This is a genomic window from Burkholderia sp. BCC0506 (assembly GCF_902833145.1).
Taxonomy (GTDB): Bacteria; Pseudomonadota; Gammaproteobacteria; order Burkholderiales; family Burkholderiaceae; genus Burkholderia.
Genome location: NZ_CADFEN010000012.1, coordinates 112,627 through 126,903 on the forward strand (window position 1 = coordinate 112,627; position 14,277 = coordinate 126,903).

Consider the following 14,277-nt stretch of genomic DNA (forward strand, 5'->3'; position numbering starts at 1 on the left):
GGTTGCACACGCCCGTCGAATCGCCTCGATCAGGGAAAACACCGATCCTCCGACCACGGGCAACCCCTAGGTTGCAACCACATAAGTGTCTGATTATATTGACTAACTTATGGGTGCAACCTATCGCTCAATTTGGTTGCACCTTTTTATTGCGTGCCGTAGGATTTCGCGCATCCTCTTACACCACATCGCCAGGCTCGCACCGGCGCACGAACCCACCATGGCAAGCACGACTCTCGGCGTCAAAGTCGACGACCTCCTCCGCTCGCGCCTCAAGGACGCCGCCGCGCGTCTCGAGCGCACTCCCCACTGGCTGATCAAGCAGGCGATCTTCGCGTATCTCGAGCGGATCGAGCACGGCCAGTTGCCGCCCGAGCTGTCGGGCCACAGTGGCGTGACGGAGCTCGCCGACGGCCAGGCAGCGGACGGCGACGACGACAACTCGCCGCATCCATTCCTCGAGTTCGCGCAGAACGTGCAGCCGCAATCGGTGCTGCGCGCGGCGATCACGGCCGCGTATCGTCGCCCCGAGCCGGAATGCGTGCCGTTCCTGCTCGGCCAGGCGCGCCTGCCCGCGAACCTGCAGGCGGACGTGCAGACGCTCGCGACGAAGCTGGTCGAGGCGCTGCGCGAGAAGAGCTCGGGCGGCGGCGTCGAAGGCCTGATCCACGAGTTCTCGCTGTCCAGCCAGGAAGGCGTCGCGCTGATGTGCCTCGCCGAAGCGCTGCTGCGCATTCCGGATCGCGCGACGCGCGACGCGCTGATCCGCGACAAGATCAGCAAGGGCGACTGGCGCTCGCACGTCGGCCACGCGCCGTCGCTGTTCGTGAACGCGGCGACCTGGGGGCTGATGATCACCGGCAAGCTCGTGACGACCAACAGCGAAGCGGGCCTGTCGTCGGCGCTCACGCGCCTGATCGGCCGCGGCGGCGAGCCGCTGATCCGCAAGGGCGTCGACATGGCGATGCGCCTGATGGGCGAGCAGTTCGTCACCGGCGAAACGATTTCCGAAGCGCTCGCGAACAGCCGCAAGTACGAAGCGCGCGGCTTCCGCTACTCGTACGACATGCTCGGCGAAGCGGCGACGACCGAAGAGGACGCGCAGCGCTACTACGCGTCGTACGAGCAGGCGATCCACGCGATCGGCAAGGCGGCCGGCGGCCGCGGCATCTACGAAGGCCCGGGCATCTCGATCAAGCTGTCGGCGCTGCATGCGCGCTACTCGCGCTCGCAGCAGGACCGCACGATGAGCGAGCTGCTGCCGCGCGTGCGTGCGCTGGCGCTGCTCGCGCGCCGTTACGACATCGGCCTGAACATCGACGCGGAAGAAGCCGACCGGCTCGAGCTGTCGCTCGACCTGCTCGAGGCGCTGTGCTTCGACCCGGAGCTCGCCGGCTGGAACGGTATCGGCTTCGTCGTGCAGGGCTACCAGAAGCGCTGCCCGTTCGTGATCGACTACCTGATCGACCTCGCGCGCCGCAGCCGCCACCGCCTGATGATCCGCCTCGTGAAGGGCGCGTACTGGGACACCGAAATCAAGCGCGCGCAGGTCGACGGCCTCGAAGGCTATCCGGTCTACACGCGCAAGATCTACACCGACGTGTCGTACCTCGCGTGCGCGAAGAAGCTGCTCGCGGCGCCGGACGCCGTGTACCCGCAGTTCGCGACGCACAACGCGTACACGCTGGCCGCGATCTATCACCTGGCCGGCCAGAACTACTACCCGGGCCAGTACGAATTCCAGTGCCTGCACGGGATGGGCGAGCCGCTGTACGAGGAAGTCACGGGCCGCGACAAGCTGAACCGCCCGTGCCGCGTGTACGCGCCGGTCGGCACGCACGAGACGCTGCTCGCGTACCTCGTGCGCCGTCTGCTGGAAAACGGCGCGAACACGTCGTTCGTGAACCGCATCGCCGATAAAACCGTATCGGTGAAGGAGCTCGTTGCCGATCCGGTCGACGAGGCGTCGAAGGTCGTGCCGCTCGGCGCGCCGCACGCGAAGATCCCGCTGCCGCGCAACCTGTATGGCGACGAGCGTCCCAACTCGATGGGCCTCGACCTGTCGAACGAACACCGTCTCGCGTCGCTGTCGTCCGCGCTGCTCGCGAGCGCGCACCATCCGTGGCGCGCGGCGCCGATGCTCGCCGACGATGCGCTCGCCGATGCCCCGGCGCGCGACGTGCGCAACCCGGCCGACCTGCGCGACGTGGTCGGCACGGTCAGCGAAGCGACGGCCGAGCACGTGAGCGCGGCGCTCGCGCACGCGGTGGCCGCCGCGCCGATCTGGCAGGCGACGCCGGTCGACGCGCGCGCCGATTGCCTGGTGCGCGCGGCCGACCTGCTCGAAGCGCAGATGCACACGCTGATGGGCCTGATCGTGCGCGAAGCCGGCAAGTCGCTGCCGAACGCGATCGCCGAAATCCGCGAAGCGGTCGACTTCCTGCGCTACTACGCCGCGCAGATCCGCGACGAATTCTCGAACGACACGCACCGTCCGCTCGGCCCCGTGGTCTGCATCAGCCCGTGGAACTTCCCGCTGGCGATCTTCATGGGCCAGGTGGCCGCGGCGCTCGCCGCCGGCAACACGGTGCTCGCGAAGCCGGCCGAACAGACGCCGCTGATCGCCGCGCAAGCCGTGCGGCTGCTGCGCGAGGCCGGCGTGCCGGCCGGCGCGGTGCAACTGCTGCCGGGCACGGGCGAGACCGTCGGCGCGGCGCTGGTCGCCGATCCGCGCACGCGGGCGGTGATGTTCACGGGTTCGACCGAAGTCGCGCGCCTGATCAACAAGACGCTCGCCGCGCGCCTCGACCCGGACGGCAAGCCGATCCCGCTGATCGCCGAAACGGGCGGCCAGAACGCGATGATCGTCGACTCGTCGGCGCTCGCGGAGCAGGTCGTCGCGGACGTGCTGCAGTCGTCGTTCGACTCGGCCGGTCAACGGTGTTCGGCGCTGCGCGTTCTGTGTCTGCAGGACGACGTCGCGGACCGCACGCTGACGATGCTCAAGGGCGCGATGCACGAGCTGGCGCTCGGTAACCCCGACCGGTTGTCGACCGACGTCGGCCCGGTGATCGACGCCGAAGCGAAGCAGACGATCGACGCGCACGTCGCGGCGATGACGGAGAAGGGCCACGCGGTCACGCAACTGCCGATGCCCGACGCGTGCGCGCACGGCACGTTCGTGCCGCCGACGCTGATCGAGATCGGCAGCATCGACGAGCTCAAGCGCGAAGTGTTCGGCCCCGTGCTGCACGTGGTGCGCTACCGCCGCAGCCAGCTCGACAAGCTGCTCGAGCAGATCCGCGCGACCGGCTACGGGCTGACGCTCGGCATTCACACGCGGATCGACGAGACGATCGCGCACGTGATCTCGAATGCGCACGTCGGCAACATCTACGTGAACCGCAACGTGATCGGCGCGGTGGTCGGCGTGCAGCCGTTCGGCGGCGAAGGGCTGTCGGGCACGGGCCCGAAGGCCGGCGGCGCGCTGTACCTGCAGCGCCTGCTCGCGACGCGTCCGTCGGGCCTGCCGCGCTCGCTCGCGCAGTCGCTGGTGGCGGACAATGCGACCGAAAGCGATGCGCGCGGCAATCCGGCGGCGGCGCTCACGGCGCTGCGCGACTGGCTGATCGAGCAGCGCGAACCGGCGCTCGCCGCCCGCTGCGACGGCTACCTCGCGCAGGTGCCGGCCGGCGCGACCGCGGTGCTGACCGGCCCGACGGGCGAACGAAACACGTATACACTCGGCCCGCGCGGCACGGTGCTGTGTGTCGCGGCCACGCCGGGCGGCGCGCGTGCGCAGTTCGCGGCGGTGCTGGCGACGGGCAACCGCGCATTGTTCGCCGGTGCGGCGGGCGAGGCGCTGGTCGCCGCGCTGCCGGCGTCGCTGAAGGCGCATGCAGCGGTGCGCAAGCAGGCCGACGCGCCGTTCGACGCGGTGCTGTTCGAAGGCGACAGCGACGAGTTGCTGACGCTCGTGAAGGACGTCGCGCAGCGGCCGGGCCCGATCGTGTCGGTGCAGGGCGTGTCGGCGGGCGCGTTCGAGAACGGCGATGCGCAAGACTACGCGCTCGAGCGGCTCCTGACGGAACGCTCGGTGAGCGTGAATACGGCCGCGGCGGGCGGCAATGCGAATTTGATGACGATCGGCTGATCATCCTTGCCGTTCGGATCAAACAAAGGAAGCGGCCAGGCGATCCCGAAGCCGCTCCATTTACCCTGGTACCAAGGAGATGCTATGCAACACACGATGAAAAAGGTGGCAGGCGCGACGTTCGTCGCCGTCATGTCGCTGGCGGGGACGGCCCATGCGGATGACGTGAAGATCGGTTACGCAGGGCCGATGACGGGCGCGCAGGCGCACTACGGCAAGGATATGCAGAACGGGATCGTGCTCGCGCTGGAAGATTTCAACGCGACGAACCCGAAGATCGGCGGCAAGGCAGTGAAGTTCGTGCTCGACACGCAGGACGACCAGGCTGACCCGCGCACGGGTACGACGGTCGCCCAGAAGCTGGTCGACGACGGCATCAAGGGCATGCTCGGCCACTTCAACTCGGGCACGACGATTCCGGCTTCGCGCATCTACGCGAACGCGGGCATTCCGGAAATCGCGATGGCGACGGCGCCGGAATACACGCAGCAGGGCTACAAGACGACCTTCCGCATGATGACGTCCGACACGCAGCAGGGCTCGGTGGCCGGTACGTTCGCGTCGAAGGACCTCGGCATGAAGAAGATCGCGATCGTCGACGACCGCACGGCCTACGGCCAGGGTCTCGCCGACCAGTTCGAGAAGGCCGCGAAGGCCGGCGGCGCGACGATCGTCGACCGCGAATTCACGAACGACAAGGCCGTCGACTTCAAGGCGATTCTCACGAAGCTGAAGGCGGCGAAGCCGGACCTCGTCTACTACGGCGGCGCGGATTCTCAGGCAGCGCCGATGGTCAAGCAGATGAAGGCGCTCGGCATCACCGCGCCGCTGATGAGCGGCGAAATGGTGAAGACGCCGACGTTCCTGAAGATCGCGGGCAACGCGGCCGAAGGCACGATCGCATCGCTGGCCGGCCTGCCGCTGGAAGAAATGCCGGGCGGCAAGGCGTACGCCGACAAGTACAAGAAGCGCTTCGGCGAAGACGTGCAGACGTACTCGCCGTACGCGTACGACGGCGCGATGGCGATGCTGAACGCGATGAAGAAGGCCGATTCGACCGATCCGGCGAAGTACCTGCCGGTGCTCGCGAAGACCGACATGGCCGGCGTCACGTCGACGCACGTCGCGTACGACGCGAAGGGCGACCTGAAGAACGGCGGCATCACGATGTACAAGGTCGAGAAGGGCGACTGGAAGCCGCTGAAGAGCATCGGCGGGAAGTAAGTAGCCTGTCGTGACGTGACGCGCGGGCGGCGGCGAACGTCGCCGGCCGGCTGATCGCGCGTGCAGAAAGAGCCACCGGGCCGTCGTCGAGGCCCGGTGGCTTTTTTATCGACAGGTGCCGGCGCTAGTCTGCCCGCACGCGCAGCAGGAACTTCTGCAACTTGCCGGTCGGCGTGCGCGGCAGCGCCTGCGCGAACGTGAATTCGCGCGGGATCTTGTACGCGGCGAGCCGCTCGCCGCAGAACATGCGCAGCGCATCCGCATCGGGTACCGCGTTCGCCCGCATCACGACGTGCGCGACGACGGTCTCGCCCCAGTCCGGATGCGGAACGCCGATCACGGCCGCCTCGGCGATGTCCGGGTGCGCGCCGAGCACGTCCTCCACTTCCTTCGAATAGACGTTTTCGCCGCCGGTGACGATCATGTCCTTCAGCCGGTCGACGATGAACAGGTAGCCATCCTGATCGATTCGCGCGATGTCGCCGGTGCGATACCAGCCGTCCGGCGCGAACGCGGCGCGCGTCGCGTCCGCGTCGTCGAGATAGCCGAGCATCATGCAGCCGGTTTTCAGCCAGATCTCGCCGGTCTCGCCCGGCCGCGCATCGACGCCGTCCGTCCGCACGACCCGCAGATCGACGCCCGGGCCGCCGTGGCGGCCGATCGAGCCGGCCTTCGCGATCTGCTCGTCCGGATACAGCGTCGTGCCGGCCGGCCCGGTTTCCGTCATCCCGTACACCTGGAAGAACGCGTGACTGCGATACGCGTGGGCGAGCCGTTCGGCCTGCGCGGCGCCGATCGGGCCGCCGCCGTACAACCATGCGCGCACGCTCGACAGGTCGAATGCCGCGAAGCCGTCGATCGTATCGAGCGGCAGCGTGTACGACACCGGCGCGCCGAAATACAGCGTCACGCGCTCGCGCTCGACAGTCTGCAGGAAGCGCAGCGGATGGTATTCGCGCAGCAGCACGACGGTGCCGCCCGCGACCAGCGTGCCGCCGAACCAGTTGTTCAGCGGCGACGAATGCCAGATCGGCATCGCCATCAGCGTGCGCTCGTGGCGGCCGATGCCGATCGCGAGCGCCGCCTGCATCGCGGCGAGCGTCACGGTGCGATGACTGTGCACGCAGCCCTTCGGGCGGCCGGTCGTGCCGGACGTGTAGAGGATCTGCGCGACGTCGCCGTCGGCCGGCTCGATGCCCGCGAGGCCGTCCATCGTCGCGCACATCGTGTCGAAGTTCGGCACGCCGTCGAGCTCGCCCTCGGTCACGAGCCGTCGTGCGGGATGCACGACGCGCTCGACCACCGGTGCGAGCGCCACGTCGAACAGCAGCGCGGTGCTGCCGCTGTGTTCGAGCACGTAGTCGACTTCCGGCGCCTGCAGCTTGTGGTTGATCGGCACGAACGCCGCGCCGAGGCGCCACGCGCCGAACATCAGGTGGACGAAGGCCGGCGTGTTGAAGCACATCGCGGCGACGCGGTCGCCGGCCGCGACGCCGAGCGCGCTCAGCACGGCCGCCGCGCGGTGCGAGCGCTCGCGCGCGGCCGCATACGTGATCGTCGCGGATTCGCTGACGAGGAATGGCTTGTCGGGCGTCGCGCGGGCGGCGCGGTCGAGGGCGGCGACGAGGTTCATCGGGGCTCCGGGGCGGACGAACGAACGCGAGTTCGGGTAAACGGGCCGGCGTCAGGCCGGGTACGCGCGCTGCAGCAACGCGGCGACGTCGATCGCGTGCGGATCGAAGCCGCCCGCGATGCGGCCCCAGTCGGGCGCGGCGAGCCGCGTCGCGACGAACGCATCGGCGACGGCCGCCGGCGCATCGCAGCGCAGCAGGCACGCCTGCGCGACGAGCGCGAGTCGCTGCGCGAACACGCGCCCCGACGCTTCGAGCGTGTCGGCCGGCGCGCCGAGCATCGCGCGCAACGCGTCGAGCGCCGCGCGGATGCGCGGCTCGCCCGCGCCGAGGTCGGCCAGCTCGTCGAACAGCGCGGCGGCCGCGTCGGGCTCGCGCGACACCGCGCGCAGCACGTCGAGGCACATCACGTTGCCCGAGCCTTCCCAGATCGAATTGACGGGCGCCTCGCGGAAGAGACGCGCGATCGGGCCGTCGTCGACGTAACCGTTGCCGCCGAACACCTCCATCACCTCGCCGGTCAGCTCGACCGCGCGCTTGCAGACCCAGAATTTCGCGGCGGGCGTGACGATCCGCTTCCACGCGCGTTCGCGCGGCGAGTCGTCGCGTTCGAACGCGTCGGCGAGCCGCATCGCGAGCGACAGCGCCGCCTCGCTTTCGAGCGCGAGATCGGCGAGCACGGTGCGCATCAGCGGCTGCTCGGCGAGCGCGCGGCCGAATGCATGGCGCTGGCGCGTGTATGCGATCGCCTGCACGACGCCCTGGCGCAGCATCGCCGCGCTGCCGAGCACGCAGTTCAGCCGCGTGTAGGTGGCCATCTCGATGATGGTCGGAATGCCGCGGCCTTCGTCGCCGAGCATGATGCCCCACGCGTCGTTCAGTTCGATCTCGCTGCTCGAATTGCTGCGGTTGCCGACCTTGTTCTTCAGCCGCTGGATCTCGACCGCGTTCTTCGCGCCGTCCGGCCGCCAGCGCGGCACGTAGAAGCACGACGGGCTGCCAGCCTCGGTGCGCGCGACGACGAGGTGCGCGTCGCACATCGGCGCGGAGAAGAACCACTTGTGGCCGCGCAGCCGGTATTCGCCGCCGCGCCCGCCCGCGCCGACCGGCGTGGCGAGCGTCGTGTTCGCGCGCACGTCGGAGCCGCCCTGTTTCTCGGTCATGCCCATGCCGAACCAGATCGCGCGCTTGTCGGCGACGGGCACGTCGCGCGGATCGTAGTCGTCGCTGTAGAGCTTGTCGCGCAGCAGGCCCCACAGTGCCGGCTCCTTCTGCAGCACGGGGATCGCAGCCTGCGTCATCGTCGCCGGGCACAGCGTGCCGGCCTCGATCTGGCCGTGCAGGTAGAAGCCGGCGGCCGTCGCGGCCCAGCGGCCGCGGCGGGCATCGCGAAACGCGAGCGACACGAAGCCTTCGTGGCGATACTGGCCGAGCAGCGCGTGCCAGGCCGGATGGAAGTCGACGCGGTCGATGCGCCGGCCGCGCCGGTCGAACGTGTTCAGCTCGGGCGGGTGGCGGTTCGCTTCGTCGGCGAGCCGCGCGGTGTCGGCGCTGCCGAGCCGTGCGCCGTACGCGTCGAGCTGCGGCACGGCCCAGTCGGCGCCCGCCCGGGCGAGTGCGTCGCGCAGCGCGAGATCCGTCGCGAAGAGGTTATAGTCGACGAGTTCGTCGAACTGGTTCGTGACGGCGTGAGTCGAGTCGGTCATCGCGGTTGTCTCCGGTCTCATGCTTCGCGGTCAGCCGGCGTGATGCCGCACGGAGGGCGCTTCGGCGCGGGTGCCGGCTTCCGGTAAACGTGTTCCCTGCTGAATTCAGAGTAGCAAATATGCCGCCGCGACATGTTCAGGTTCCGGCGCCGCCCGGCTCGCCGGCGGCGCAACCCGCGCCCGCGTTGCGCCGCCGGCCGCGCCAGTCGCGCGCGCAGGCGAGCGCCGACGCGCTCCAGCAGGCGTTCGTTCAGCTTTTGCTCGAACGCGGCTACGCGAAGGCGACGATCCGCGAGATCGCGGCCGTCGCGGGCGTCAGCATCGGCACCTTCTACGAGTACTTCGGCGACAAGCAGAGCCTCGCGGCGCTCTGCATCCACCGCCGCGTGCTGGCGCTGGCCGACCGGCTGCGCGACACCGTGCAGCGGCTGCGCGGCGCGCCGCGGGCCGAGCTCGCCGCCGCGCTGGTCGAGCTCCAGGTCGATACGATCGCCGCCGACGCGGCGCTGTGGGGCGCCCTGTTCGCGCTGGAGCGGCAGGTGTCGCCGCTGGCCGCCTACCGCCGGCATTACGACGCCTATGTCGCGCTGTGGCGCGATGCGCTCGCGCACGCGGCCGATCCGCCGCCGGCCGCGCGGCTCGACGGGATCGCGCGGATGGCCCACACGATCTGCTATGGCGGGCTGTCGCAGGCGTTGCTGACGCTCGGGCCCGCGCTCGATTTCGCCGCGCAACGCCGCGAACTGCGGGCCGTGCTGCGCGCGTACCTCGCGGCGGCGGACGCGTAGCCTTCCATCGGGAAAATGCCTGATTCGCATGCCGGGGCCTCGGGCCGGCCTTGCCGTTGCGGGCACTTGACCGCGAGCCATGAGAAAAATGCATGGCCGCCATGACGAACTTTCGATTGTCCGCCGATATTGGCTGGGGCTAAATCATGCGGCAGACGCAGGGCCGCGCAGGCGCGCCCGCCCGAAGGACATCAGGAGGAGGAGTCATGCGAAGCGCCACCGCGCCCCGTTCGAAACTGCCCGACGTCGGGACGACGATCTTCACGGTGATCGGCCAACTGGCTGCTCGACACGATGCGCTGAACCTGTCGCAGGGCGCGCCGAATTTCGCGCCCGATCCGGCGCTCGTCGAAGGCGTCGCGCGCGCGATGCGCGACGGTCACAACCAGTACGCGCCGATGGCCGGCGTGATCGCGCTGCGCGAGCGGCTCGCCGAGAAGACCGAGGCGCTGTACGGCGCGCGCTACGACCCGGCGACCGAGATCACCGTGATCGCGAGCGCGAGCGAAGGGCTGTACGCGGCGATCAGCGCGCTCGTGCATCCGGGCGACGAAGTGATCTATTTCGAGCCGTCGTTCGACAGCTATGCGCCGATCGTGCGGCTGCAGGGCGCGACGCCGGTCGCGATCAAGCTGTCGCCCGAGCATTTCCGCGTGAACTGGGACGAGGTGGCCGCGGCCGTCACGCCGCGCACGCGGATGATCATCGTCAACACGCCGCACAACCCGACCGCGACGGTGTTCCGCGCCGACGATCTCGAGCGGCTCGCGCAGCTCACGCGCGACACGGGCATCGTGGTGCTGTCCGACGAAGTGTACGAGCACGTGGTGTTCGACGGTGCGCAGCACCAGAGCGTCGCGCGCCACCGCGAGCTGGCCGAGCGCAGCGTGATCGTGTCGTCGTTCGGCAAGTCGTTCCACGTGACCGGCTGGCGAGTCGGCCATTGCCTCGCGCCGGCCGAGCTGATGGACGAAATCCGCAAGGTGCACCAGTTCATGGTGTTTTCGGCCGACACGCCGATGCAGATCGCGTTCGCGGAGATCCTCGCGCGGCCGGACAGCTATCTGGGCCTGTCGGCGTTCTACCAGGCCAAGCGCGACCTGCTCGCGCGCGAGCTGGCCGATTCGCGTTTCGAGCTGCTGCCGAGCGAAGGCTCGTTCTTCATGCTCGCGCGCTTTCGCCATTTCTCGGACGAAAGCGACAGCGATTTCGTGCTGCGCCTGATTCGCGACGCGCGCGTCGCGACGATTCCGCTGTCGGCGTTCTATACCGACGGCACCGACGCCGGCGTGATCCGGCTCAGTTTTTCCAAGGACGACGCGACGCTGGTCGAAGGCGCGCGGCGGCTGCGTTCGCTGTAGGACAACCGGCGACGGGTACGTCGCATCGACCAGATACAGGAGATCCACGATGAAACACACGGCCACCCTGAAACTCGCGTTCGCACTCGCGTGCGCGATCGGCTCCGGCGCGGCGCTCGCCGATGCGCCGACGCTGCGCTTCGGCCTCGAGGCGCAATACCCGCCGTTCGAATCGAAAGCGCCGAACGGCGACCTGCAGGGCTTCGACATCGACGTGGGCAATGCCGTCTGCCAGACGGCGAAGCTGTCGTGCAAGTGGGTCGAAACGTCGTTCGACGGGCTGATTCCGGCGCTGAAGGGCCGCAAGTTCGACGCGATCAACTCGGCGATGAACGCGACCGAGCAGCGGCGCCAGGCGATCGACTTCACGACGATCATCTATCGCGTGCCGACGCAGCTGATCGCGCGCACCGGCAGCGGGCTGCTGCCGACGCCGGAATCGCTGAAGGGCAAGCGCGTGGGCGTGCTGCAGGCGTCGATCCAGGAAACCTTCGCGAAGGCGCACTGGGAGCCGGCCGGCGTCGCGGTCGTCCCGTACCAGGACCAGAACCAGGCGTATGCGGACCTGGTCGCGGGCCGCCTCGATGCGACGCTCGTGCTCGCGCCGTCGGGCCAGCGCGGCTTCCTGTCGCGCCCGGACGGCAAGGGCTTCTCGTTCGTCGGGCAGCCGGTGCACGACGACAAGATTCTCGGCAGCGGCATCGCATTCGGGCTGCGCAAGGGCGACGATGCGCTGAAGGCGAAGCTCGACGCGGCGATCGACAAGCTGAAGGCGGACGGCACGGTGAAGTCGCTCGGCCTGAAGTATTTCGGCGATATCGACATCTCGACGAAGTAAGCGGGGCCGCGCACGATGCCGACCCCGAACCCGACCGCCGCGGGCAGCGGGCCGGACGATGCGGTCGATGCGCTGCTCGCCGCCGAACTGGGCGACGCGCTCGTCACGCGCGCGGCCGATATCGATCCGCGGTACTTCACCGCGTACAACGAGCCGGCCGGCGTGCGGCCGCGTGCGCTGGTGCGCCCGCGCAGCGTCGACGACGTGTCGCGCACGCTCGCGCTGTGCACGCGGCTCGGCCAGCCGGTCGTGCCGCAAGGCGGGCTGACGGGACTCGCGCGCGGCGCGGTCGTGCTGGGCGGCGAGGTCGTGCTGTCGATGGAGCGCTTCGCGGGTATCGACGCGCTCGACGCGGCGGCCGGCACGATCACCGTGCGCGCGGGCACGCCGCTGCAGACGGTGCAGGACGCCGCGCAAGCGGCGGGCTTCACGTTCGGCGTCGATCTCGGCGCGCGCGGCACGTGCCAGATCGGCGGCATGCTCGCGACCAATGCGGGCGGCACGCGCGCGATTCGCTACGGGATGATGCGCGAGCAGGTGCTCGGGCTCGAAGCGGTGCTCGCGGACGGCACGGTCGTGTCGTCGATGAACCGGATGCTGAAGAACAACGCGGGCTACGACCTGAAGCAGCTGTTCATCGGCAGCGAAGGGACGCTCGGCGTCGTCACGCGCGCGGTGCTGCGGCTGCATCCGCTGCTCGCCGCGCCGGCCACGGCGCTTTGCCGCGTGCGCGACTACGACGCGGTGCTCGCGCTGTGGAACCGCGTACGCACGCTGCCGGAGATCGTCAGCTTCGAGGCGATGTGGCCGGCATTCTACGACTACGTCGCGCGCCATACGCCAGGCGTATCGGCGCCGTTCGTCGGCGATGGCGGTTTCGCGGTGTTGATCGAATGCGCGACGAGCGCGCCGGGCGGCGATGCGCGCCATGCGCTCGAAACAGGGCTCGCCGCCGGGTTCGATGCGGGGCTCGTCGACGATGCGGTGCTCGCGACTTCCGAGCGGCAGGCGCGCGACTTGTGGACGTTGCGCGAAGGCCTCGCGATCGATGCGCTGCCGCATCTCGTCAACTTCGACGTGAGTCTGCCGACCGGCGAACTCGGCGCGTTCGCCGAGCGCTGCGAGGCCGCGTTGCGGGCGCGCTGGCCGCGGCTCACGTGCCTGTTCTTCGGCCATGTCGGCGACGGCAACGTGCATATCGGCGTGTCGCTGCCCGCGATGACCGACGCGCACGCCGAGGCGCTCGATCACTGCGTGTATGCGGTGGTGCGCGACATGGGCGGGTCGGTGTCGGCCGAGCACGGGATCGGCGTGCTCAAGCGTCCTTATCTCGCGCACACGCGCAGCGACGCGGAAATCGGGTTGATGCGATGCCTGAAGGCCGCGCTGGACCCGCGCAGGATCCTGAATCCCGGCAAGGTGCTTTGACGGAACCGGCACCCGTAGCCGACGGGGGCGGCCGGTGCGGTGCGTCAGCCGCTCACCCAGCGCAGCGCGCCGATCTTCAGGTGTTCGACGACGCTGCGCGCCCAGTCGAGTTCCGCATTGAGCAGCACGAGCGCATGTTCGTTCTGCAGCAGGAACAGGCGCGGCACCTGATCGGCCTGGGCGGTGGCGCGCAGCGCTTCCAGCCGCTCGCGCTCGGCGTCGAGCCGCGCAATGCGCAGCTCGAGCTGGTGGCGCGCATCTTCCGCATCGAGCAGCGGCAGGAACGCGAGGCCGGCGCCGAACGCCGGAAATTCACGCGCGGGCTCCGCAAGCAGCGCATGCAGCCACGCCTGCCCCGCCGTGTGCCCGGCTTCGGTCAGCGCATACAGCGTGCGCTCCGGAAACGCGCCGTCGCGCTCGGTGTCGTGCACGGCGATCAGCCCGTCGCGCAGCAGCCGGTCGATCGTTTGATACAGGCTCGTGCGCTGCCGCACGTTGACGACTTCGTCGTACCCGCGGGCCTTCAGTTGCTGCAGCATCCCGTATGGATGCATCGGCGCTTCGGTGAGCGTCGCGAGGACGGCCAGCGCGAGCGGGGACGGGCGGCTCGTAGTCATGAATAGTTAAAATATATCTAGTAAGAATATAACTATTCTTGATCGGAATATCTTGTTTGACAAGGGTTTCAGCCGAGGTGCGAGCGCTTCGCGGCCGGCGCGACGGTTTCCATCGTCGCGAGCCCATGCACGATCCCGCAATCCTCGACCGAATGCTCGCCGACGCACTGGCGGCGCAATTCGACGAGTTGATCGCGCAGATGCGTGAGTTCCGCGAGGCGCGCATCGACGTGCCCGATGTGATCGTCGAGCAGCGAATTGATCGAATCGCAGCGGTCGGCCGGCGTGTCGGTGAGCCGCAGCAACGCGCGGATTTCGTCGTGCGCCATGTCGAGCGCGCGGCAGTTGCGGATGAAGCGCAGCCGTTCGACGTGCACGTCGGTGTAGTTGCGGTAGTTCGAATCGGTGCGCTCCGCATCCGGCATCAGACCCTCTTTCTCGTAGAAACGGATCGTCTCGGGCGTGCAGCGGGCCGCTTTGGCCAGTTCGCCGATCTTCATGCCTTTCTCCCGTGTAAGGGTTGACCTTGTA

At 69.0% G+C, this 14,277-nt stretch carries 10 protein-coding genes; 6 read left to right on the forward strand and 4 right to left on the reverse strand.

Annotated features, from left to right (window positions below; genetic code table 11):
• The first annotated feature begins 220 nt into the window (after nucleotides 1–220).
• On the forward strand, nucleotides 221–4,153 hold the full coding sequence (putA, locus tag HWX62_RS25555) for a trifunctional transcriptional regulator/proline dehydrogenase/L-glutamate gamma-semialdehyde dehydrogenase (RefSeq protein ID WP_175930949.1): 3,933 nt from the start codon (nucleotides 221–223) through the stop codon (nucleotides 4,151–4,153).
• A gap of 84 nt (nucleotides 4,154–4,237) precedes the next feature.
• Nucleotides 4,238–5,377: a branched-chain amino acid ABC transporter substrate-binding protein gene (locus tag HWX62_RS25560; protein WP_050015844.1), complete on the forward strand. Its 1,140-nt coding sequence runs from the start codon at nucleotides 4,238–4,240 to the stop codon at nucleotides 5,375–5,377.
• A 124-nt stretch (nucleotides 5,378–5,501) separates the two neighbouring features.
• On the opposite strand, the gene HWX62_RS25565 is transcribed toward HWX62_RS25560, so the two are convergent.
• Both HWX62_RS25565 and HWX62_RS25570 read right to left on the reverse strand, forming a co-directional pair.
• A complete protein-coding gene (locus tag HWX62_RS25565; RefSeq protein ID WP_175930948.1) occupies nucleotides 5,502–7,010 on the reverse strand; it encodes an AMP-binding protein in 1,509 nt (502 codons plus the stop codon).
• 51 nt (nucleotides 7,011–7,061) lie between these two features.
• Nucleotides 7,062–8,714: an acyl-CoA dehydrogenase family protein gene (locus HWX62_RS25570; RefSeq protein WP_175930947.1), complete on the reverse strand. Its 1,653-nt coding sequence runs from the start codon at nucleotides 8,712–8,714 to the stop codon at nucleotides 7,062–7,064.
• Nucleotides 8,715–8,833: 119 nt separating this feature from the next.
• Between HWX62_RS25570 and HWX62_RS25575 the strand changes: the two genes are divergently transcribed.
• From HWX62_RS25575 to HWX62_RS25590, 4 genes are all read left to right on the forward strand, one after another.
• Nucleotides 8,834–9,502, forward strand: coding sequence for a TetR/AcrR family transcriptional regulator (locus HWX62_RS25575; RefSeq protein WP_175930946.1), 669 nt, complete (start codon nucleotides 8,834–8,836; stop codon nucleotides 9,500–9,502).
• A gap of 206 nt (nucleotides 9,503–9,708) precedes the next feature.
• Entirely contained in the window at nucleotides 9,709–10,863 is a 1,155-nt protein-coding gene (locus HWX62_RS25580) for a pyridoxal phosphate-dependent aminotransferase (protein ID WP_175930945.1), read from the forward strand.
• Between the two features lie 49 nt (nucleotides 10,864–10,912).
• Entirely contained in the window at nucleotides 10,913–11,701 is a 789-nt protein-coding gene (locus tag HWX62_RS25585; RefSeq protein WP_175930944.1) for an ABC transporter substrate-binding protein, read from the forward strand.
• Nucleotides 11,702–11,716: 15 nt separating this feature from the next.
• A complete protein-coding gene (locus HWX62_RS25590) occupies nucleotides 11,717–13,129 on the forward strand; it encodes an FAD-binding oxidoreductase (RefSeq protein ID WP_175930943.1) in 1,413 nt (470 codons plus the stop codon).
• Between the two features lie 44 nt (nucleotides 13,130–13,173).
• On the opposite strand, the gene HWX62_RS25595 is transcribed toward HWX62_RS25590, so the two are convergent.
• Nucleotides 13,174–13,746, reverse strand: coding sequence for a PadR family transcriptional regulator (locus HWX62_RS25595; RefSeq protein WP_175930942.1), 573 nt, complete (start codon nucleotides 13,744–13,746; stop codon nucleotides 13,174–13,176).
• Nucleotides 13,747–13,814: 68 nt separating this feature from the next.
• The gene (cadR, locus tag HWX62_RS25600) at nucleotides 13,815–14,246 is read right to left on the reverse strand and encodes a Cd(II)/Pb(II)-responsive transcriptional regulator (RefSeq protein WP_175930941.1); all 432 of its coding nucleotides are present in this window, start codon (nucleotides 14,244–14,246) and stop codon (nucleotides 13,815–13,817) included.
• Nucleotides 14,247–14,277: the final 31 nt, after the last annotated feature.

Excerpts from the sequence above, each read along its gene's own strand:
- HWX62_RS25590 (WP_175930943.1), top strand. The coding sequence starts at position 11,717 with ATGCCGACCCCGAACCCGACCGCCGCGGGCAGCGGGCCGGACGATGCG.
- HWX62_RS25575 (WP_175930946.1), top strand. The coding sequence starts at position 8,834 with ATGCCGCCGCGACATGTTCAGGTTCCGGCGCCGCCCGGCTCGCCGGCG.
- HWX62_RS25585 (WP_175930944.1), top strand. The coding sequence starts at position 10,913 with ATGAAACACACGGCCACCCTGAAACTCGCGTTCGCACTCGCGTGCGCG.
- HWX62_RS25565 (WP_175930948.1), bottom strand. The coding sequence starts at position 7,010 with ATGAACCTCGTCGCCGCCCTCGACCGCGCCGCCCGCGCGACGCCCGAC.
- HWX62_RS25595 (WP_175930942.1), bottom strand. The coding sequence starts at position 13,746 with ATGACTACGAGCCGCCCGTCCCCGCTCGCGCTGGCCGTCCTCGCGACG.
- HWX62_RS25570 (WP_175930947.1), bottom strand. The coding sequence starts at position 8,714 with ATGACCGACTCGACTCACGCCGTCACGAACCAGTTCGACGAACTCGTC.
- HWX62_RS25560 (WP_050015844.1), top strand. The coding sequence starts at position 4,238 with ATGCAACACACGATGAAAAAGGTGGCAGGCGCGACGTTCGTCGCCGTC.
- putA (WP_175930949.1), top strand. The coding sequence starts at position 221 with ATGGCAAGCACGACTCTCGGCGTCAAAGTCGACGACCTCCTCCGCTCG.
- cadR (WP_175930941.1), bottom strand. The coding sequence starts at position 14,246 with ATGAAGATCGGCGAACTGGCCAAAGCGGCCCGCTGCACGCCCGAGACG.
- HWX62_RS25580 (WP_175930945.1), top strand. The coding sequence starts at position 9,709 with ATGCGAAGCGCCACCGCGCCCCGTTCGAAACTGCCCGACGTCGGGACG.